Origin of the sequence: Tessaracoccus antarcticus (assembly GCF_003688855.1) — a bacterium.
GTDB lineage: Bacteria > Actinomycetota > Actinomycetes > Propionibacteriales > Propionibacteriaceae > Arachnia > Arachnia antarctica.
The window spans coordinates 369,565-388,992 of the sequence record NZ_REFW01000002.1 but is presented as its reverse complement, the minus strand read 5'-3'; the positions used below and the strand labels follow the sequence as shown (position 1 = coordinate 388,992).

Sequence of the window (19,428 nt, the reverse complement as noted above, 5' to 3'; positions counted from 1 at the left end):
ATCCGGGGCCGTTCACGGCACGCTGATCTCATGACTGTCGAAACCCGTCCGCTGCGCATCTTGTTCCATTCGCCCCAGATCCCGAACAACACGGGTGCGGCGATGCGACTGGCAGCAGTGACCGGCGCCGAGCTGCACCTGGCACGACCACTCGGCTTTGACATGGATGACGCCAAGCTCCGCCGCGCTGGCCTCGACTATCGGGACAAGGCTGCGACCTTCGTCCACGATTCCCTGTCCGACGCCTACGACGCACTGCTGCCCGCCAGGGTGTTCGCCTTCACTGCACACGCCGACACCTCCCACACCGAGATTGCCTACCAACCCGGAGATGTCCTCCTGTTCGGACCGGAGCCCACGGGTCTCTCACCCGACGTGCTCGTCGACGCTCGGGTCACGGAGCGTCTGCGGATCCCCATGCGACCCGGAATGCGTTCCTTGAACCTCTCCAACGCGGCAGCCGTTGCCGTCTACGAAGCCTGGCGCCAACTCGGCCACCCGGGCGCAGGCGTGTGAGGTGGCCGGGTAGCGCAGCCGACGACACCCACGTTTCCAGCGACGTGGCTGGTATGCGGCGGATCGGTGCCTTCACCATCAGCCGGGATCGCCGCGAGGTCAGGCCTGGTCCGGGGATCACCGCTCGTCAGCGGATCGGCCGCCCCAGAGACGCACGCGCTGGATGAGTCCGCCGAACGCGTCGCTACAGCGTCCCTCGTACTCCCCGGCGCCGATGCGCCAGCGCCACGCCCCCTCGCTCAGGGGCTCGGCCAGCTGGGCATCGACACGCCCCACGGGGTCCCCATCCACCCAGACGCCTGCATCCTCGCCGTTGCACACCACGATCGTGACCCTCGATCCGGGCGGGTATTCGTGGGACGTGGCCCACGTCTCTCCTTGGGCGACGAACGCCATCCATCCGAGAAAGTTCTCGCTGGACAGGCTCACGGCCGCGAGCGGCTCGGGCGACTCGTCCGGCGAAGGACCCAGCCGGGCCAGGAGTACCTGCCACTGGTCAACCTGCACCTCGGGCAGGCGGCACTGGAGCTCTATGACGTAGCGATCCACGAGTGCCGCGTCGAACTCAGCGACCCGCTGAGGCGCCTCGTCGACGAGCAGTTCCATCCCATCCGCCTGCCACGGGATGTCGCCACGGCCACCGAGGGCGGCCGGGAGGGGGAACGAGAACTGGTCCTCGGGGCGCGCGAGCGCGAGTTGGCGACGGGCGGTGACGCTCCGCAGGACCGCGGGGTGTCGCAGTGCCGGGCACAGCGAGATGACCTGACACAGGCCGGCACGCGGATCGACGTCGTAGATGCGCGCGGCGCCGGCACCGCCGAACGGCAGTTCCTGATGGTTCACGGCGTGGTACTCGCGTCCACCCGTGACGACACGGGTGCTGGGCCATTCGTGTCCGCCGAGGACCAGGAAGACCTGGTCATGCCTCGCCAGGAGCTCAGAGATTCTCTGCCCCTGGGAGGTCAGCGCTGCCCGGGCGGCCACGTCGTGGCTGACCAGCACCGTCGGTTGGTCCGGATGCCCCTCCAGCATCTCTTGCGCCCAGCGCCATCCGTTGTCACTGGGTCGCCAGTCGAGGGCGAGGACCCCCAGGTCGGGGCCTCCGGGCAGTCCCACCTCGCGCCAGGACGAGTAGCCGCCGGGCCCGTGCTGGACGTCGCCCCTGACGTTGGTCCCGCCAAGGAGTTCACATCCGGGGCCGAACGTCTCCAGGAAGGGGGTTGGCCCCCGGTCATCGAGCGAGTCGTGTTCAACGTCATGGTTGCCTGTGGCGATGGTCATCCCGGGCACACCGGCACCGAAGTCACCCAGCACCTGTACCCCTCTTCCCACTGCGTCCAGTGCGGTGGAGCACTCCCCCGCCCAGCCGTGCTCGGTGACGTCCCCGACATGGATGATGTGGGCCAACGGGGCGATGGCTCCGGTGCGCTGGAGCGACGCCACCTCCTCGAACGTCGCGGACAGCAGCCCCGGGTTCTGACGCGAACCGTCGAAGAGGTACTGGGTGTCGGCGATCACCAGCAGGGAGAACGGCTCCGTCATGCGGGCACCGTCGCCGCGAGAATCTCGTGGATCCGTTGCAGCCGTGGGTTCGTACTGTCGCCGCTGCGTGCGACGAGCTGGCCGTGGGTGGGGGGCGTGGCCGCGCCACCGGGTCGCTCAAGGATGGACGCCGCGATGAAGGCGGCCACGTCCAGGCGCTCCCGGAGGGGGAGGCCAGGGATTGCACTGGCGTACACGAACGCGGCCAGGGTGGAGTCCCCCGCGCCGGTGGTGGTTCGGGGGGTGACAGGAAAAGCATCCACCTCCGCTTCCTCACCGGTGGCGGTGTCCAGGCCGAACATGCCTCGTGCACCACGTGTCACCACCACGAGCGGGACGTGGGCCGTGAGCGCACGGGCAGCCGAGGCGATGTCATCCTCGCCGGTGAAGGCGCGCGCCTCCACGTCGTTCAACATCCATGCGTCGCACGCGTCGACCTCGGCGAGTGCGGCTCGTCCCCACTCGCCGCTGGGGTCGAAACCGCGTGACGCGTACACCCGTGAACCCCCTGCGCGTGCCTCCGCAAGCCACTGCATGGCGGGGTCGCGCATGTCGACGATGATGGCGTCGGCGTGGAACTCGGCGTCATCGAGATGGGCGGCAATGCCGCTCGGCGGCGGCGTCTCCACCGTCACCATGGCCCGGTCCTCCGGAAGTGACAGCGCAACGGTCACCGGCAGCTGCCACCCGGAGTGCCGGTTCGTCAGCGACGTATCGACCCCCAGGGCAGCCATGTCCCGCAGGAGCCGTTCGCTCGCATCATCGTCGCCGACGGCGGTGGCCAGCGCCGTGCTCATTCCGAGGCTCCGGCAGACCCGAGTCATGTTCCCGATTCCACCCCATGTCTCGTGCAGGGCATCGCCGTAGGTCTCCTCACCGAGCCGGGGCATGGCCCGCATACCTGTGATGACGATGTCGCGGTACGCCATCCCCACGGTGAGCACCTGCGCGATTGTCCCCTGTCTCCTGCTGCCCATTCGGCTGCCCCTTCGAAAGTCTGTATCCACGGTCTGCGCGCGGGATTGCTCATCATTGCGCATATCCACCGCGCACTTTACCCCTGCAGCGGCAATCATGAGAGATGGTCACCGCCAAGCACACTGCACCGCACACCACTGCGCGAGTCTGGGCGCGGATGAACACCGCTGCTCGGGTTGGCTATGCTTGGCCCCATGATTCCTGCGGTTCGGCATCAGCGCATTCTTCAGAGCCTGCGCCACAGCGGCGGCCAGACGGTCGGCGACCTCGCCACCACGCTCAACGTCAGCTCCTCCACCATCCGGCGTGACCTGAGCCGCATGGAGGACGACGGCGTCCTCCAGCGAACCTTTGGCGGTGCGATCCTCACGGACGAGGCCGATGAGCCCATCGAACAGGCGCATCAGGCCAACACCGACGGCAAGGCGGGGATCGCACTGGCGGCCAGCACCCTCATCTCCGACGGGATGACCGTCATCCTCGACGTGGGCAGCACCACCCTGGCACTCGCCGAGGCCCTCCGCGGCCGCCAGCTGACGATCATCACGGCCAGCCTGCCCGTGTTCTGGCTCTTCACCCACGAACCCCAGGCCCGCATCCTGCTGCTCGGCGGGAGCTACCGCCCCGAGTACCAGTGCACTGCGGGCCACATGACCGTCGCTGCGTTGCGGGACGTCCACGCCGACGTCGCCTTCCTCGGCTGCACCGGAGTCGCTTCCGATGGCACCATCCGTGACAACACGGCCGACCAGGTCCCCGTCAAGCGGGCCATCATGGCGGCGGCTGACGCGACCGTGCTGCTGTGCGACTCCAGCAAGTTTCCCGGGCAGGGCACCTACACCGTCGGGAATGCCTCCGCGCTCTCCCACGTGGTGACCGATGCTCCTGTGCCGGCATCGCTGAGCAAGAAGCTGGCTGTCTCCGCAACGGAAGTGTTGTACTCGTGAAACCCACCACCCCCCAAGGAGTGGCCATCGTGCCGAGCCTGCCCAGCCGTATCGGCGCCATCCTGTTCGACATGGACAACACGCTCGTGGACTCCGAGCACGCCTGGTTCGAGGCCACCGCCGACCTGTGGAGGCACGCCGGCAGCCAGCCGGATGGCGTCGGGGTCCTGGGCGGCACCGTCGCGGACGTGATCCGGGAGTTCCTCGCTGCCCATCCCGACGCCGACCCGGAGCCTGTTGAGCGCCGGTTCATGGAGTTCCTGCACCACCACCTCGCAGACGGCGTGGTCACCATGCCGGGCGCCGAAGAACTGCTGACCCGTATGGCACCAATCCTGCCGGTGGCCATCGCCTCCAACTCTCCCAGCGTGATCGTGCGTGACACAGTGGCGCGAATGGGTTGGAGTTCACTGTTCACCGCCGCCGTCGGCACCGAGGACGTGGCGCAGGGCAAACCCGCGCCCGACCTCTACCTGTACGCCGCAAGAGCCTGCGGCGTCGCACCGGAAACCTGCGTGGTGATCGAGGACTCCCCGATGGGCGCCGCCGCCGGGCGGGCTGCGGGAGCGTTCGTCCTCACGGTGGGCGACGTTGCCGCCGATCACGGCGACCTCAACATTGATTCCCTGACGGATCCGCGGATCCTTGCCTGGACCCCGGAGCGTGCCTCATGAACCTCGTACCCACCCCCCTCCGCGTCGACATGCATGACGGCAACCTCCTGCTCGGGCCGGCTGTGCTCGTGCACGGCGGCGGCAACGCCGCGCTGGTGCTCGCCGAGCGACTCACCACTGCGGCGGGGCTGCGCGTCGAGGCCGTGACGCTGGCCTCGGAGGCCACCGTGTCCTTCAGCATCGACGAGGCGTTGGGCGCGGAGGCGTACCGTCTCGAGGTCGACGACACCATCCGCATCGTCTCCGGCGATGAGCAGGGCGCTGGCTGGGCAGTCCAGAGCCTGCTGCAACTGCTGCCCGCCGAGATCCACGGCCCCGGCCCCATGGACCCCGCCACGCTGCAGGTGCCGCGGGTGCTGATCGAGGACGCCCCCCGCTTCGGGTGGCGCGGCTCGATGCTCGACGTGGCGCGTCACTTCATGCCCATGGAGCATGTGCTGCGCCACCTCGACGCCATGGCCATGCACAAGCTCAACGTGTTGCACCTGCACCTGACCGACGACCAGGGGTGGCGCCTGCCCGTGGCCGCCTATCCACTCCTCACCGAGGTGGGGGGATGGCGTCCGGGAACCCTGCCCGGCCATCAGCCGCCACCGGATGAGAACGACTGCGACGACTTCCCCCAGCACGACGGCCGACCCCACGGCGGCTCCTACACCGTCGAGGAGATCGGGGCTCTCGTGGCGCGGGCCGCGCGCCTCGGCATCACGGTCGTTCCCGAGATGGACATGCCCGGCCACATGGAGGCCGCCATCGCCGCATACCCCTGGCTGGGTGCCTGCGACCACGTGTCGCACCCCCGCACATGCTTCGGCGTCTCCGAGCACATCCTCCAGCTCAGCGACCGCAGCGTCGAGTTCTGCACCACCGTGCTCGACGCGGCCATGGAGTTGTTCCCCGGCTCCCCCATCCACGTCGGCGGTGACGAGTGCCCCAGCCGGGAATGGTTGACCGATCCGGCATCGCAGGCCACCATGGCCACCATCGGTGCAGCTGACGGGCACGCGGCCCAGGCCTGGTTCGAGCAGAAGATCTGCCAGCACGTGCTGGACGCCGGCCGGCGCGTCATTGCCTGGGACGAAGTCCTGGACGGAGGCGCCCCTGAAGGCACCACCGTCATGGTGTGGCGCGAGGCCGAGGCCATCGCACGGGCCGCAGCGATGGGGTTCGACGTCATCGCCGCACCCGTGGAATTCACCTACCTGGACTACGCCCAGTCGGACGCCCCGGACCACCCGCTGTCCATCGACGGTCCCCGGACGCTGGAGAAGGTTGCCGGACTGCACACGGTGTTCGACGCCCTGGATCCGGCCATCGCCCACCGCGTCCTGGGTGGGCAGTTCCAGCTGTGGAGCGAGTACCTGCGCACCCCGCAGCGTGTGGAATTCTTTGCGTGGCCGCGCGGAAGCAGCGTGGCGTCCCAGCTCTGGAATGGAACCTCCGAGGGCGCCAGCTCCATCGACGACCTCGCGGGGCACCTGCCCCGACTCACGGCGGCCGGCATCAACTGGTGCCGACCGGCGAACTGACCGCCACCGCCCCTCCCCCGACGAAGGAAGCACACAGATGCGCGCCATCACCAACCAGGCCGGCCCTGAGCTCAGGGAGGCCATCGACCACTGGGCCGAAAGGATCACCACCTCGGCCGGCCGCCGCGCCGCCGAGATGTTCACGGCCATGATGCTCGACACCTGGTGCACCACCATGTCCCGTACTGAGGACCGTACGTTCGTCATCACGGGCGACATCCCTGCCATGTGGCTGCGTGACTCCTCCGCCCAGGTGCTGCCGTTCCTCCAGTTGACGGATGTTGCAGAAGTGGTCGACGTGCTGCGGGGCCTCGTGCGTGAGCAGTGGCGCTGCATCGCCCTGGACCCCTACGCCAACGCTTTCAACGCGAGCGACACTGGCGCACACTTCGACACTGATGACCTCGAGTTGCACCCGGGTGTGTGGGAGCGCAAGTACGAGATCGACTCCCTCGCCTTCCCCGTGCAGTTGGCCCACCAGCTGTGGCAGTCCACGGGCGACGCGTCCCACCTCGACGAGACCGTCCGGGCCGGATGCCACGACATCGTGGCGCTGTGGCGCACCGAGCAGCAGCACGAGGAACTTTCACGGTACAGGCACATCCGCCCCGACGAACCCCAGGACACGCTGGCTGCTGACGGCCGGGGCACCCCGGTGGCGGTCACGGGCATGACGTGGAGCGGTTTCCGGCCCTCCGACGACGCATGCGCGTTCGGCTACAACATCCCTGCCCAGCTGATGGCCGTCATGGCACTGCGGATGATCAACGAGTTCGCCACCCTGTGGAACGACACGGACCTGCGGGAGCGGGCGTCCGCCCTGGCGGGCGACATTGGCGCCGGGGTCGACGCGCACGCGATGGTCGAGGGCCGCTTCGCCTACGAGGTGGACGGTCTGGGCAACGCTCTGTGCATGGACGACGCCAACATGCCGTCGCTGCTGTCGCTGCCCCTGACCAGCGACGTCACCGCGGAGGATTCGCGCTACACCGCCACCCGTGCCTGGATCCTCAGCCCCGCCAACCCGTTCTTCTACGAGGGACGTGCGGCCAGCGGCATCGGCAGCCCCCACACCCCTGAGCGCTACATCTGGCACATCGCCATCGCGGTGCAGGGCCTGACGGGAAACATGGCGGAGGCACGGTCGTGCCTCGAGACATTGCTCGCCACCGACGGCGATACTGGCCAGATGCACGAGGGGTTCCACGCGGACGACCCCACGCAGTTCACGCGTGAGTGGTTCAGCTGGGCGAACTCGATGGCGTGCGCCTTGATGATGAGGATTGCGTCCGCCTGATCACCCCCACCGGCCCCTTCTACTGATAGGGATACGGATGTCCGCATGAAACGCTCGTCGAGCTGAACCAGGAGAAATCTGTGCTGTTTGAATGGTCGAGAGTCCCCCTCGAGATCGGGCTGGTGTCACTGGCGTTCCTGCTGTGCAGCCTCATCGGGTTCGAGCGCCAGTTCCAGCACAAGTCAGCCGGTATCCGCACCCACGCGCTCGTCGGTGTGGGGAGCTGCGTGTTCACCCTGATCTCGGTGGACGGTTTCGTCGGACTCGCCGAGTACACGGTGACCCGCGACCCCTCCCGCATCGCCGCGCAGATCGTCACCGGGGTCGGCTTCCTGGGCGCGGGCCTGATCTTCGTGAACAAGGACGTGGTGCGGGGGCTCACCACGGCCGCCTCCATCTGGGTCGCCGCCGCCATCGGGATGGCCTGCGGTGCCGGGCTCCTGCCGTTGGCCATCTACGCCACCTTCCTGCACTTTGTGGCCATTCTCGTCGTGGCGCCCCTGGGGCGCCTCATGCCTCAGGCCGGGGACCGCAACACCCTCACGGTCACCTACGAGGACGGCCGCGGCGCACTCCGCGACGTCCTGGGCCGGGCCACCACGCTGGGCTGCGAGACAACCCTCATCCACACGCACCAGGAGAGCATCGACGGTGTCCGCGTGGTTCGAGCACGCCTGCGCTTCCGGTTGGGCCCGCCACTGTCCGAGATCATGACCCAACTCTCGGAACTCCCCGGGGTTGTGGGTGTGGACCTCTCCCCACGCGCCGCAGACGAGCTATGACATCCGAGGTGTCGTGTAACCGCTGAGGGACAGAAGATCCTCCACCCGACCAGAGCCGCCAGCATGTTCCCAGACGATGCTCGCCTGCCCCGTTGCCAGGTCCACCACCAGGGTGGCTTCCGCGTCCGGGACCTCCACGCCGCGGCGCCGCATGGTCACAGTTTCGCCGTCGAGGCCCACGTCAAGGACCCCGTCGAAGGCAGGCACGTGATTGCGGAGGCGGCACAGCCCCAGCAGCGCCTGGACGACGGGGCGCTCCAGGGCGTCCGAGATCTCGGCAGGCGTGTAGTGGTGGCGGTTGATGTCGCGCCCCACACCGGTACGGGTCAGCAGGTCCATGTCGTTGCCGCCGGCGAGGGCACCCACGTAGTAGACCTGCGGGATGCCGGGGGTGAACAGCTGGATGGCGCGGGCAGCCAGGTAGCGCTGGTCGTCGCGCCCCAGCGCGTCGTAGAAGGTGGAGTTGACCTGGTAGAGGTCGAGGTTGGAGGCCGCAGCCCCTGTTGCCTCGGCGGACGTTCCTCCGGTGTGGTGGTGGATGCCCTCGACGAGTTCGTCAATCTGGGCCGGGGTGAGGAGTCCGGGACGATCCGGTTCGCTCTGGTCGGGTCCGACGTCGATCACCCCGATGCCGTCATGGGTGTCCAGCACGGTCACAGCGTTGGGCGGCCGGATGCCCATCCATCGCACGAGCGCCTCACCGTCGGCGGTGTAGAGGGCATGCAGGACCAGCGGCGGCAGTGCGAAGTCGTAGACGAGGTCCACGGACCGGCCGATCTCCATCTGGCGCCGGTAGTACGAATGCACCTCCACGAGGACGTCAACGCCGCGCTCACGCGCCTGCGCCGTGAAGGCCTCGATGAACTGGAAGGTCTCAGGCGTCATGAAACTGGTGGTGCCGGGTGTCTTCAATGCATACCCGACGGCATCCAGCCGGATGAGGGAGACGCCGGCCGCGGCAACGGCTTCCAGGATGGAGGTCAGGTACGCCTGACCGGCCTCGGAGCGGACGTCGATGTCCACCTGCTGGGGCGTGAAGGTGGTCCACACGTAGCGCAGGCGATCACCCAGCCTCACAGGCGTGAACGGCAGCCCCGGGCGTGGGCGGTAGATGCGGGTGAGGTCCTCCTCTGTGGCGCCGTCCGGAAACACCGTCGACATCGTGAGGAACATCGGGTAGGACTCCGACGCCTCCCCGTTGGCCTGCACGTCCCGGAAGGCGGCGGAGTCGGCGGAGACGTGGTTGACGATGAGGTCCACCACCACGTCATGGGTGGTCGCGATGTCACGCACGTCGTCCCAGGTGCCGAGTCGGGGGTCGACGGCGGTGTGGTCGACGGGGTCGAACCCGGCGTCGGCGCCGTCGAAGGGGGTGAAGAACGGCAGCACGTGCACCCCGCCGAACGCACCGTCGAGTTCGGGTGCTCGCAGGACCCGGGCCAGACCGGGAAGGTCACCACCGAGGCGGTCGGCGTAGGTGATGAGCTGGACCTGGTTGCGCAGTGTCATGGAATCTCCCGGTGAGTAGGTGGTGGAGTGTCGTCATCGGCTCGTGTACGCCCCGCCCAGTGCCTTCACAGGGCCGTCGCGGGCGGCGCGGGTGTAGTAGTCGTGGCTGGGAGCGTAGCCGTACTCGAGGGTGATCGCAGGGAGACGAGTTCACCTGGCCGCACACGAGTGCGGAAGTCCCGGACGGCGCGTGACTCCGGTTCGCCCCACGCGGCGGGACCGGAGTTGCAGCGGCCACTCTCGGCCGCCCGGTCGGCGCCGACGTTGGTGCTCAGGTCCACCCCCGCCGCGTTCTGGCGACGGCCGAGGGCCTCACCGTCGGGGTTGAGGGTGGGGATCACCCACAGCTGGAGCCCCCTGACGGGGCGGGGATCCTTCAGATCTCCCATGCCGTGCGGTGGGTGAAACGCTCTTCGCCGTGCATCTGCCCCACCGCCACGGCCACTTTCGCTGCCTGCGGATCCGCCACCGGCCGCTGACCTGGTGGATGCCCGGCGTCGTGTGGACGGCGGGTGCCCGCACATCAGCGGCCGCACCAGGACCAGCCATCGCACGGGCGCACAGCCCTGGGACAGCGGTCACAACGGCGGTGACGAGGCGCCGCTTGCCCGGCTCCGCGAATCAGTGCTCGTGCGGGTCCGCTTCGGCGTCGGCCTGGGTGGCGTGCACCGTCCCGGGTTCGTGGTCGGCTGGGCCGTAGAGCACGTAGACCTTCAGGTCGTCGTCGCCGGTGTTGGTGACGTTGTGCCAGGTGCCGGCGGGCACGAGGATGATGTCATCGTCGGCGACGTCGCGCACGAAGGTGAACCTGCCCTCCTCCGGTCCCATCTCGCAGCGTCCGCGGCCCTGCTCGACGCGCAGGAACTGGTCGTTCTCCTCGTGGACCTCCAGCCCGATGTCGCCGCCCGGCGGGATGCTCATGACCGTCAACTGGAGGTGGGCACCCGTCCACAGCGTGGTGCGAAAGTTCGTGTTTTCCACCGTCTCGTGCTCAATGTCGGTGACAAAGGGTTTGCGGCCCTGATCGGTTGCTTCAGCCATCGTGTCCACTCCTTGAATCGTCGCTGTGCCTTCTCGATTTCCATCATGTCAGAGCCGTGACTCCCCGTCCCCGGCTCCGTCAGAAGTTCATGGCGCTCCGCCTCGTCCCGGAGGTGGGGGACGACTCCGTCAGCGTCGCAATCTCAGCTCTGCTGCGACTGTCCCGTGTCGTGGTGCTCGGCCTTGCGGCCGCCGGCCTCCAGCACGTCGCCAGCGGGGAGTTCTTCGTGGCCTCCGAACTGCAGACGCATGGCCGAGAGCACCTTGTTGGCGAAGTGGTCCTCGCCGCGTGACGCAAACCGCTCGAACAGTGCGGCGGCCAGTACCGGTGCCGGGGTGCCGGTGTCGACGGCGGCCTTGACGGTCCAGCGACCCTCACCGGAGTCCGAGACGCGGCCAGCCAGGTGGTCGAGTTCCGGGTTGCTGGCCAGCGCTGCGGCCGTCAGGTCCAACAACCAGGACGAGATGACCGAGCCCCGCCGCCACAGCTCCGCCACTGCGGGAACATCAATGTTGAACTGGTAGTACTCCGGGAACTCCAAGGGAGCGATCTCCGCGCTGTGTGCAGCCTCCGTGATGCCGGCGTCAGCGTGGTCCAGGATGTTGAAGCCCTCGGCGAGCGCCGCCATCATGCCGTACTCGATGCCGTTGTGGACCATTTTCACGAAGTGCCCGGCACCCGAGGGGCCGCAGTGCAGGTACCCCAGCTCCTCCGGGGTGCGATCCCCCTCACGCCCTGGCGTGCGGTCCACGTCAGTCGCTCCGGGAGCGATGGTCTTCAGGATGGGCTCGATGCGCTGGAACGCCTCATCGTGGCCCCCCACCATGAGGCAGTAACCGCGCTCCAACCCGAAGACGCCACCGCTGGTGCCAACATCCATGAAGTGGATGCCCTTCTCGTTCAGCGTCTTGGCACGACGCACGTCGTCGCGGTAGTTGGAGTTGCCACCATCGATGATGATGTCGCCCGCCTCCAGGACTGCTGCCACCTGCTCCACCACGTCCCCCGCGATACCTGCGGGCACCATGAGCCACACTGCTCGCGGCGCCTCGAGCTTGGACGCCAGGTCGGCGTAGTCCGTCGCCCCGATGGCACCCTCCTTGACCAGCGCGTCAATCGGGCCCTGGTTGACGTCGTTGACGACACACTCGTGGCCGTCCTTCATCAGCCGCCGGACAATGTTGGCGCCCATACGCCCCAAACCAACCATTCCCAATTGCATGACTGCTCCCTTGCATTTCGGTGTCGTTGTTCGTCCACCCCCGGCGACGTCTCTCCCGGCAGTCTAGAAGGGTGGGCGGCCACTATTTCCGAATCGCCGGTGGCCATCGAGACTCGTTGCGGCCCGGCCTCGGGACATGACCCACTGGCACATCGTCCCGGTGGGCCTTCGACGACACGGTCACTCCCCCGCTTCACTGAAGCGCAGCTGCAACTCCCGGCCGACGTGGGGCTGGCACCGATACCAAGAGCTGCGGACCGGACGACAGTGCGCGGGAACACCCGCTCACGACGGGTGGTCAGTCGTCCTTGTGTCGGAAGAAGCTGCGCAGACCCTCCTTGTTGACCGCCGCGATGGCCGTCAACGGGATGTTGGCGGGGCAGACCTTCGCGCACTCCCCGTACAGGGAGCAGGGGCCGAAGTCCTGTTCCATCTCGTTCAGCATCGCCCTCGCCCGCTTGCCGCGCTCCTGCCTCCCGGTGGGCAGCAGCGACAGGTGCGCGAGCTTGGAGCCCACGAACAGATGCGCGGCGCCGTTGGGGCAGGCCGCCACGCAGGCTCCGCACCCGATGCAGGCGGCCATGTCCAGTGCCTGCTCCGCACGTTCGTGGGACACCAGCAGCGCGTCCGCGTCAGGGGCAGAACCGCCGGGGACGGCCACGTGACCACCGGCCACGATGATCCGATCCAATGCGGAACGGTCGACGACGAGGTCGCGGATCACGGGATAGGCCGCGGAGCGCAACGGCTCCAGCCGTATGCGTTGCCCGTCGTGGAAGCTGGCGAGGCGTTGGTGGCAGGAGGGTGTGTTCTGCTGGGGGCCGTGGGGGATGCCGTCGACGGTGATGCCGCAGGCACCGCAGATGCCCTCCCGGCAGTCGGACTCGAACGCCACCGGTTCACGATCATTCTCGACGAGCGCGAAGTTCAGTCGGTCGAGCAGCTCAAGCAGCGACATCTCCGGTGTGGCGTCGTCCACCTCGTGCGTCTCGTAGTGGCCGGCCTCCCCCGGGGCTGCCTGGCGCCAGACGTCCATGACCAGTTTCATCGGTAGTCCCTCGTCGTCAGCGGCACCGTGTCGAAGTGCAGCGGTTCGTGATGCCGTATGAAGCCGCCATCGGTCCCGACCTGCCAGGCGGAGGCGAAGGCCCATCGCTTGTCGTCGCGAGTGGCCTCGCCGTCTCGTTGGTGCTCTGCACGGAAGTGCGCCCCGCACGATTCCTCCCGATCCAGGGCGTCGACGCACATCAGTTCGGCGAGTTCCAGGTAGTCGGCCACCCGGCCGGCGAGTTCCAGCTCCTGGTTGAGGTGCAGACCGGTGCCGACAACGCGCAGGTCGCGCCAGAACTCGGCCCGCAGCTCACGGATGCGCCCGATGGCGTGCTCCAGTGTTTCCCGGCTGCGGATCACGCCGCAGCCCTCGTAGAGAATGGCGCCCAGTAATCGGTGGAAGTGGCCGGGCCCATGGGTGCCGCCAATGGCGAGCAGCGCATCCGCGCGTGCCCGGGTACGCGACAGCGCGGCCCGGACCTGCGGGGAGTCATCCGCCAGCGGCTCTGTGCCCAGGTGGGGGGCAAGATAATTGGCCACCGTGTGCGGCAGCGTGAACCAGCCGTCCACACAGGCGGACAGCAACGAGTTGGCACCCAGCCGGTTGGCGCCGTGATATCCCCATCCGCACTCTCCGCCGACGAACAGGCCGGGCAGCGAGGTCATGAGGTCGTAATCGCTCCAGAGCCCGCCCATGGTGAAGTGCGCGCCCGGCGCAATGCGCATGGGCACCTCGTAGGGGTCCTCCCCGGTGGCGTTGGTGTACATGTGGAAGAGGTTGCCGTAGCGCTCGGCGATGGTGTGACGGCCCAGCCGGGCGATGGCATCGCGGAAGTCGAGGTACACGCCGTTGCAGAGCGGGCCAACACCGTGCCCGGAGCGAATCTGCTCGGTGGCGGCACGCGAGGCAACGTCACGGGGAGTGAGGTTGCCGAACGCGGGGTACTTCCGCTCCAGGTAGTAGTCACGCTCGGTTTCGGGGATGTCGTTGGCCGGACGCTGGTCCCCCGGCCGGGTCGGCACCCAGACGCGGCCGTCGTTGCGCAGCGATTCGCTCATGAGGATGGTCTTCGACTGCCACTGTGAACTGATGGGCAGCGCAGTGGGATGGAACTGGATGAAGGACGGCGAGGCGAAGTGCGCACCGTGCTGCGCTGCCCTCCAGATGGCGGAGGCGTTGGAGTTCTTCGCCAGGGTGGAGTGGAAGAAGATGTTGCCGTACCCGCCTGTTGCCAGCACGACGGCGTGCGCCGTGTGCGCGGTGATGTCACCGGAGATGAGATTGCGCATGACGACGCCGCCTACGCGGTCGCCGTCCATGATGAGGTCCAGCATTTCGTGGCGCACCCGCAGCGTCACGGTGCCGGCGTGCACCTGCCGTTGCAGGGCCTGGGCGCTGGCCACCTGCAACTGCTGTCCTGTCTGGCCGCGGGCGTAGAACGTGCGCGACACCTGCACCCCTCCGAAGGAGCGAGTGGCCAGGGTGCCCCCGTACTCCCGGGCGAATGGCGCACCAATGGCGTTGAGGTGATCCACCACCCGCATCGACTCCTCCGCCAGGCGGAAGGCGTCCACTTCACGTCCGCGAAAATCGCCGCCCTTGACGGTGTCGGTGACGAAGCGCTGCAGCGAGTCGTTGTCGGCCGTGTCCTCACGGGCTGCGTTGATGCCACCCTGCGCGGCCACCGAGTGCGCGCGGCGGGGCGCGTCGTGGAACGTGAACGACTCCACCTGGTAGCCCAGCTCCCCCAGCGCAGCTGCCGCGCCGGCGCCTGCCAGGCCGGTCCCCACAACGATGACCTTGAACCTTCGCCGGTTGGCCGGGTTGACCAGTCGGTAGTCGAGCTTGCGGCGGTGCCAGGCGCTGTCGTAGGGGGCATCCGGCGCGTGGGGGTCGAGGACGCCTCCCACCGTGACCCCGTCGACGTGTGAGGACGGCCCCCTCCAACGCCCCCTCACGCCACGACTCCCATCAGCACGGCAATGGGGATGAGGATGTTGCCCAGCATCACGGCAAGGGCGACCACCCCGGCCACCCACCAGGCGACGGTGCGCAGCCGCACGCCCGTGAAGCCGACGTCGCTGACCACTGTCCAGAGACCGTGGGCCAAGTGCAGAAAAAGGGCGAGCATCGACACCATGTAGGCGAGCGCGACCCATGGCCGCTGCAGGCTTGAGACCAGGTTCTCGTAGGCGTGGGCAGTCGAAGGTGTCGCTGGCTGGAACGTGTCCACGGCAACACCGGCGGTGCCGGTGGTCAGGTCGAGGACGTGGAAGACGACGAATCCCAGCAGCACGATGCCGGTGACCACCATGGTGCGTGCAGTGAAATTCTTGACCCACATACCGGGCCGGCGGTGCCTGCCCCGCGAAGCACGTCCGCGTCGCCAGATGAGAGCGGCTGACCACACGTGCGCCACCAGGGCCACCATGAGCGCGATCCGCAGAATCCACAGCAGGCCCTCGTAGGGCAGGAACGGTTGTAGAACGGTGCGGAGCCAGTGTGCGTACTCGTTGAAGTGCTCAGCGCCGGTGAAGACCTTGAGGTTGCCGATCATGTGCACGAGGACGAACAGGGCAAACACCACGCCGGTGACGGCCATGACCACCTTGAGTACCCAGCTGGGGATTCTCGGCGGCGGCTTCAGCCGTGCCGAGCGGACGATCCCCATCCCCAGGGCGTCACGATCTGTGGTTCCGCCTTCCACGAGCGCGCCGTGTGCATGCCGTCCTCGGCCAACACGTGATGACGTCACTGCCACCTCCTGCCAGATGCCTCCAACCTACTTCGAGACCTTGTGGGGCGCACGCGGGGGCCCAATAAAAGGGGCACTTCGCATGCGGATTGCCCGTCAGGACCGGGGACTGCTCTCAATGACGCCCGGGACCGGACCACGCCTTTGACGGGGAGGCATCGCCCGAGGGTTGCACCCTGGGGTGCACGTGCTCGACGAGCCGCCGCACCAGCAGCCCCAGAAGCATGCCGACGGCGATGCCCACCATGTCGGCAAGCAGGTCGGCCACCTCGCGGGAGCGTCCCACGTAGGGCTGAATGATCTCGATGGCTGCACCGTAGGCCGAGTACACGACGAACAACACCACGCTCCAGCGCGGCCTGACAACGGCAAGGGGAAACGCCAATGCCACGAAGGCCGTGAAGTGGTAGAACTTGTCGCCGCCGGCCGGCACGTCCACCTGCGTGGGAGGCATCAGCGTCAGGAGCGCTATGACCGTCGCCAAGGCCACGCTCAGCAGAATTGACCAACGGGTGGCCTGTCTCATGGGGTGCCCTTCTCACAAGCGATGTCGACCGTTAGCGTCGCACCGCCTCACGCACGGCGCCAAGTGGGACACGGGCACCCATCTGGATGCCGAGCGTGGCGGCCAGGTCCGCATCCCGGATCGGGGCACTCAGGTCACCCTGCCTGAACAGGAAGGACACGTCCAGGATCTCGAAGCGATCCGACGCGTCGGGGAGGACTTCCAGGAAGCGGGAGGTGTCGGTGCCCAACGCGCAGTCTGCGAGCGGGAACGTCTTCTGCGCATCAGTCAGCCGGTCCCATGTCCGGACGGAGACGACGGTGTCAGACACGGCCTGGCCGTGGGCGGCGGCGTTGATGCGGACTGCGTCCCCGACGGTGCCATCGATCCACGACAGCGCCTCAACCCCCACCCACTCGGAGGTGACTGCCCGCTCGGCCAGCGCGTCCCACGACTCCCCCGCCGGGACCGTCACCTGGATGCCACCGCAGGACGCGAGATCGTCGAGTTCGCAGGCGGAGTCGTCGACGACGATGCCGCTGATGGGTGAATGGATCATCTGAAAGTTCGCCATGCCCCCATTCCACGTCGGCGCAACCCATATGACAAGCGCTCGCCGCGGATGGTGCGTGATGATGCTGCGTCATGCAGCCTCGCCGCGACCACAAACGGCCACAGCCCCCTAGTGTGATGGCACGGGATCAATGACGGCCCCGTCTGCCGACCAGGAGGAGTCAGGATGATCCGAACATCCCATCGAGACGTGCTCGCAGGGGCGACGGTGGTCATCACCGGTGCCGCCCGCGGCATGGGAGCCATTTATGCACGGCGCGCCGTGCGGGAGGGCGCGAGCGCCGTTGCGTTGTGGGACGTCGACGAGGCACTGGCGGCCGAGCTGGCAGAGGAGTTGGGCACCTCGCGGTGCCGTGTGGTGGCCTGTGGGGTCGACCTCGACTCCGCGGCGCAGATCGCGGCAATGGCGCAGCGGACCCGCGATGAGCTGGGTTGCCCCAGCATCGTGATCAACAACGCCGGGATCGTGCGCGCAGGGCAGTTCGCGGACCAGGACCCGTCCCGTGACATCGAACAGACGATGAGCATCAATGCGCTGGCACCCATGCTGGTGACGCGGGAGTTCCTGCCCGGCATGATCGCCGATCGGTCCAGGCACCATCGCATCCTGAACATCGCGTCGGCAGCCGGAACGCTGGCCAATCCCAACATGAGCGTCTACGCGGCATCAAAATGGGCCGTGATCGGGTGGAGCGAGTCGCTGCGGCTCGAGTTGGTCCGCAGCGGTAACGACCACGTCGCGGTGACCACATTCTGCCCCAGCTTCGTGTCCACCGGCATGTTCGCTGGTGCGCGGGGACCATTGCTGACGCCCATCATGACCCCCGACAGCGCATCGGACGCTGCATGGCGCGGGATGGTCGCGGGGCGGCCCATGGTCCTCAAACCCTGGACCGTGAAACTCGGGATGGCCTTCCGGGGGGTCCTGCCGACGCCGGCATGGGACATCGTCGCTGACAAGGTGTTCCACGTCTACTCGTCCATGGACCACTTCACGGGGAGGACCTGACCCGGCTCTGCGGGGCGCGGGTACAGTCCCGTGGAGGACACACGATGGGCACGGAGGTGCATCCCGATGATCGCGGAACAGACTGGGAGACCCGCTGCTGTGGGCGGTGGTGCCTCCACGGACGCCTCGGCCACCATCGAGCAGCAGGTTGCCCTCGCCCGTCACGCGTTCTCCTCGGGCAGGACACGGCCGTTGGCGTGGCGTCGTCACCAGCTGGAGGCACTGAACCGGATGCTCTCGGAGTGTGCCCCGCGCATCCGCGGCGCACTGATGACCGATCTTGCGAAGAACGAGGTGGAGTCGCAGGTCACCGAGATCGAATCGGTCATCATGGAGGCCAGGACGACACTGCGCAACCTCGAGCGGTGGACGCGGGACAGGAAGGTCAGAACCCCGCTGGTTCTCGGGACCGCCCGCGCGATGATCCGCCGGGAGCCCCTCGGGACGGTGTTGATCATCGGCCCCTGGAACTACCCGATCCACCTGTTGCTCATGCCACTGATCGGTGCCCTGGCAGCCGGCAACGCCGTCGTCCTGAAGCCGAGCGAGGTGGCGCCTGCCTGCTCCGCTCTGATGGCCGACGTGCTGCCGCGCTTCCTCGACGCGGACGCCGTCCAGGTGGTCGAGGGGGGTGTGGAAGAGACAACGCGACTGCTGGAGCACTCCTTCGACCACATCTTCTACACCGGCAACGGCGCTGTGGGCTCCATCGTCATGGCCGCCGCGGCGCGCACGCTCACCCCCGTCACGTTGGAACTCGGTGGGAAATCTCCCGTGTGGGTTGACGATTCGGCGCAGCTGGATGCCGCAGCCAGGACCATTGCCTGGGGCAAGTTCAGCAACTGCGGCCAGACCTGCGTCGCCCCCGACTACGTCCTCACCACCCCAGAACTCGTGGAACCGCTGGCGCAGGCCATCTCCCGCGCCGCCAGGCAGATGTATGGTCCGGATGCGCAGGAATCCCATGACTACGGCCGCATCATCAATGCGTTGCACACCGAGCGACTCGCGGGTCTGCTCGACAGCGGCCGGGCATTTCTGGGCGGCGACGTCGATGTTGCCGATCGCTATGTTGCACCCACGGTCCTCCTCGACGTAGCGCCCGACTCCCCTGTCATGCAGGACGAAATCTTCGGACCGATCCTTCCCATCGTGGCCGTCGCCGGGCTCGACGACGCCATCGACTTCATCAACGCCCGACCCAAACCTCTCGCGCTCTACGGATTCACCACACGCGATGCGGTGAGGGAGCAACTTCTGCGGCGGACCTCCTCCGGCGGCGTGGGGTTCAACCTCGTCATCACGCAGTTGGGCGTACCGAGCCTTCCCTTCGGAGGGGTCGGGGGCAGTGGCATGGGCAGATACCACGGGGAGTTCAGCGTCACAACGTTCAGCCACGAGAAGGCTGTACTCCACAAGCGGCCCGGCACGGACCCCATGGCGCTGGCGAGGCCGCCCTTCAGCTGGCTCACCAGAAAACTCCTCGTGAGGGGCTGA

19 protein-coding genes are annotated in these 19,428 nt (G+C 67.7%); 8 read left to right on the top strand and 11 right to left on the bottom strand.

Translation table 11 applies throughout. The features are described from left to right. Positions 1 to 30: 30 nt before the first annotated feature. A complete protein-coding gene (locus tag EAX62_RS09140) occupies positions 31 to 516 on the top strand; it encodes a tRNA (cytidine(34)-2'-O)-methyltransferase (protein WP_121901773.1) in 486 nt (161 codons plus the stop codon). A 117-nt stretch (positions 517 to 633) separates the two neighbouring features. Here EAX62_RS09140 and EAX62_RS09135 read toward each other — a convergent pair whose 3' ends face one another. Together EAX62_RS09135 and EAX62_RS09130 are read right to left on the bottom strand one after the other, a co-directional pair. Next, the gene (locus EAX62_RS09135; RefSeq protein ID WP_121901371.1) at positions 634 to 2,058 is read right to left on the bottom strand and encodes a metallophosphoesterase; all 1,425 of its coding nucleotides are present in this window, start codon (positions 2,056 to 2,058) and stop codon (positions 634 to 636) included. Then, a complete protein-coding gene (locus EAX62_RS09130) occupies positions 2,055 to 3,035 on the bottom strand; it encodes a carbohydrate kinase family protein (RefSeq protein WP_158600609.1) in 981 nt (326 codons plus the stop codon). Before EAX62_RS09130 ends, EAX62_RS09135 begins: the two co-directional genes overlap by 4 nt. A 195-nt stretch (positions 3,036 to 3,230) precedes the next feature. Here EAX62_RS09130 and EAX62_RS09125 point away from each other — a divergent pair, with 195 nt between their 5' ends. From EAX62_RS09125 to EAX62_RS09105, 5 genes are all read left to right on the top strand, one after another. After that, entirely contained in the window at positions 3,231 to 3,983 is a 753-nt protein-coding gene (locus tag EAX62_RS09125) for a DeoR/GlpR family DNA-binding transcription regulator (RefSeq protein WP_158600608.1), read from the top strand. Beyond that, positions 3,980 to 4,657, top strand: coding sequence for an HAD family hydrolase (locus tag EAX62_RS09120; protein ID WP_121901368.1), 678 nt, complete (start codon positions 3,980 to 3,982; stop codon positions 4,655 to 4,657). Before EAX62_RS09125 ends, EAX62_RS09120 begins: the two co-directional genes overlap by 4 nt. Beyond that, a complete protein-coding gene (locus EAX62_RS09115; protein WP_121901367.1) occupies positions 4,654 to 6,186 on the top strand; it encodes a beta-N-acetylhexosaminidase in 1,533 nt (510 codons plus the stop codon). Before EAX62_RS09120 ends, EAX62_RS09115 begins: the two co-directional genes overlap by 4 nt. Positions 6,187 to 6,223: 37 nt before the next feature. Then, positions 6,224 to 7,483 carry a glycoside hydrolase family 125 protein gene (locus EAX62_RS09110; protein ID WP_121901366.1) on the top strand — a complete coding sequence of 420 codons (1,260 nt, stop codon included), beginning with the start codon at positions 6,224 to 6,226 and terminating at the stop codon, positions 7,481 to 7,483. A gap of 80 nt (positions 7,484 to 7,563) precedes the next feature. Beyond that, positions 7,564 to 8,265 (top strand): MgtC/SapB family protein, encoded by a 702-nt coding sequence (locus tag EAX62_RS09105; RefSeq protein ID WP_121901365.1) that lies wholly within the window; start codon positions 7,564 to 7,566, stop codon positions 8,263 to 8,265. On the opposite strand, the gene gtfA is transcribed toward EAX62_RS09105, so the two are convergent. The 9 genes from gtfA to EAX62_RS09060 form a co-directional block, all read right to left on the bottom strand. Continuing rightward, positions 8,260 to 9,774 (bottom strand): sucrose phosphorylase, encoded by a 1,515-nt coding sequence (gtfA, locus tag EAX62_RS09100; RefSeq protein ID WP_199711220.1) that lies wholly within the window; start codon positions 9,772 to 9,774, stop codon positions 8,260 to 8,262. The two genes, EAX62_RS09105 and gtfA, sit on opposite strands and share 6 nt — an antisense overlap. Before the next feature lie 65 nt (positions 9,775 to 9,839). After that, entirely contained in the window at positions 9,840 to 10,163 is a 324-nt protein-coding gene (locus EAX62_RS09095) for a M14 family zinc carboxypeptidase (protein ID WP_158600607.1), read from the bottom strand. Positions 10,164 to 10,395: 232 nt separating this feature from the next. Further along, positions 10,396 to 10,815, bottom strand: coding sequence for a cupin domain-containing protein (locus tag EAX62_RS09090; RefSeq protein WP_121901363.1), 420 nt, complete (start codon positions 10,813 to 10,815; stop codon positions 10,396 to 10,398). A 143-nt stretch (positions 10,816 to 10,958) separates the two neighbouring features. Then, positions 10,959 to 12,026, bottom strand: coding sequence for a phosphogluconate dehydrogenase (NAD(+)-dependent, decarboxylating) (gnd, locus tag EAX62_RS09085; protein ID WP_267897985.1), 1,068 nt, complete (start codon positions 12,024 to 12,026; stop codon positions 10,959 to 10,961). Between the two features lie 310 nt (positions 12,027 to 12,336). Continuing rightward, positions 12,337 to 13,086, bottom strand: a complete 750-nt coding sequence (locus EAX62_RS09080) for a succinate dehydrogenase/fumarate reductase iron-sulfur subunit (protein WP_121901361.1) — start codon at positions 13,084 to 13,086, stop codon at positions 12,337 to 12,339. Next, complete coding sequence (locus EAX62_RS09075) at positions 13,083 to 15,047, bottom strand: fumarate reductase/succinate dehydrogenase flavoprotein subunit (RefSeq protein WP_407703315.1); 1,965 nt, start codon at positions 15,045 to 15,047, stop codon at positions 13,083 to 13,085. Before EAX62_RS09075 ends, EAX62_RS09080 begins: the two co-directional genes overlap by 4 nt. Next, positions 15,044 to 15,691, bottom strand: coding sequence for a succinate dehydrogenase cytochrome b subunit (locus tag EAX62_RS09070; protein WP_199711250.1), 648 nt, complete (start codon positions 15,689 to 15,691; stop codon positions 15,044 to 15,046). The genes EAX62_RS09075 and EAX62_RS09070 overlap by 4 nt, the downstream gene beginning before the upstream one ends. 268 nt (positions 15,692 to 15,959) lie before the next feature. Continuing rightward, a complete protein-coding gene (locus EAX62_RS09065; protein WP_121901358.1) occupies positions 15,960 to 16,370 on the bottom strand; it encodes a VanZ family protein in 411 nt (136 codons plus the stop codon). Positions 16,371 to 16,401: 31 nt separating this feature from the next. After that, positions 16,402 to 16,923, bottom strand: a complete 522-nt coding sequence (locus EAX62_RS09060; RefSeq protein WP_121901357.1) for an FAD-binding protein — start codon at positions 16,921 to 16,923, stop codon at positions 16,402 to 16,404. A gap of 165 nt (positions 16,924 to 17,088) precedes the next feature. Here EAX62_RS09060 and EAX62_RS09055 point away from each other — a divergent pair, with 165 nt between their 5' ends. Both EAX62_RS09055 and EAX62_RS09050 read left to right on the top strand, forming a co-directional pair. Next, positions 17,089 to 17,931 carry an SDR family NAD(P)-dependent oxidoreductase gene (locus tag EAX62_RS09055; RefSeq protein WP_121901356.1) on the top strand — a complete coding sequence of 281 codons (843 nt, stop codon included), beginning with the start codon at positions 17,089 to 17,091 and terminating at the stop codon, positions 17,929 to 17,931. A gap of 66 nt (positions 17,932 to 17,997) precedes the next feature. Next, on the top strand, positions 17,998 to 19,428 hold the full coding sequence (locus tag EAX62_RS09050) for an aldehyde dehydrogenase family protein (protein ID WP_121901355.1): 1,431 nt from the start codon (positions 17,998 to 18,000) through the stop codon (positions 19,426 to 19,428).

Excerpts from the sequence above, each read along its gene's own strand:
- EAX62_RS09095 (WP_158600607.1), bottom strand. The coding sequence starts at position 10,163 with ATGGGAGATCTGAAGGATCCCCGCCCCGTCAGGGGGCTCCAGCTGTGG.
- EAX62_RS09125 (WP_158600608.1), top strand. The coding sequence starts at position 3,231 with ATGATTCCTGCGGTTCGGCATCAGCGCATTCTTCAGAGCCTGCGCCAC.
- EAX62_RS09090 (WP_121901363.1), bottom strand. The coding sequence starts at position 10,815 with ATGGCTGAAGCAACCGATCAGGGCCGCAAACCCTTTGTCACCGACATT.
- EAX62_RS09135 (WP_121901371.1), bottom strand. The coding sequence starts at position 2,058 with ATGACGGAGCCGTTCTCCCTGCTGGTGATCGCCGACACCCAGTACCTC.
- EAX62_RS09140 (WP_121901773.1), top strand. The coding sequence starts at position 31 with ATGACTGTCGAAACCCGTCCGCTGCGCATCTTGTTCCATTCGCCCCAG.
- EAX62_RS09115 (WP_121901367.1), top strand. The coding sequence starts at position 4,654 with ATGAACCTCGTACCCACCCCCCTCCGCGTCGACATGCATGACGGCAAC.
- EAX62_RS09130 (WP_158600609.1), bottom strand. The coding sequence starts at position 3,035 with ATGGGCAGCAGGAGACAGGGGACAATCGCGCAGGTGCTCACCGTGGGG.
- EAX62_RS09080 (WP_121901361.1), bottom strand. The coding sequence starts at position 13,086 with ATGAAACTGGTCATGGACGTCTGGCGCCAGGCAGCCCCGGGGGAGGCC.
- EAX62_RS09070 (WP_199711250.1), bottom strand. The coding sequence starts at position 15,691 with ATGGCCGTCACCGGCGTGGTGTTTGCCCTGTTCGTCCTCGTGCACATG.
- gnd (WP_267897985.1), bottom strand. The coding sequence starts at position 12,026 with ATGGTTGGTTTGGGGCGTATGGGCGCCAACATTGTCCGGCGGCTGATG.
- EAX62_RS09060 (WP_121901357.1), bottom strand. The coding sequence starts at position 16,923 with ATGGCGAACTTTCAGATGATCCATTCACCCATCAGCGGCATCGTCGTC.
- gtfA (WP_199711220.1), bottom strand. The coding sequence starts at position 9,774 with ATGACACTGCGCAACCAGGTCCAGCTCATCACCTACGCCGACCGCCTC.
- EAX62_RS09050 (WP_121901355.1), top strand. The coding sequence starts at position 17,998 with ATGATCGCGGAACAGACTGGGAGACCCGCTGCTGTGGGCGGTGGTGCC.
- EAX62_RS09065 (WP_121901358.1), bottom strand. The coding sequence starts at position 16,370 with ATGAGACAGGCCACCCGTTGGTCAATTCTGCTGAGCGTGGCCTTGGCG.
- EAX62_RS09110 (WP_121901366.1), top strand. The coding sequence starts at position 6,224 with ATGCGCGCCATCACCAACCAGGCCGGCCCTGAGCTCAGGGAGGCCATC.
- EAX62_RS09055 (WP_121901356.1), top strand. The coding sequence starts at position 17,089 with ATGATCCGAACATCCCATCGAGACGTGCTCGCAGGGGCGACGGTGGTC.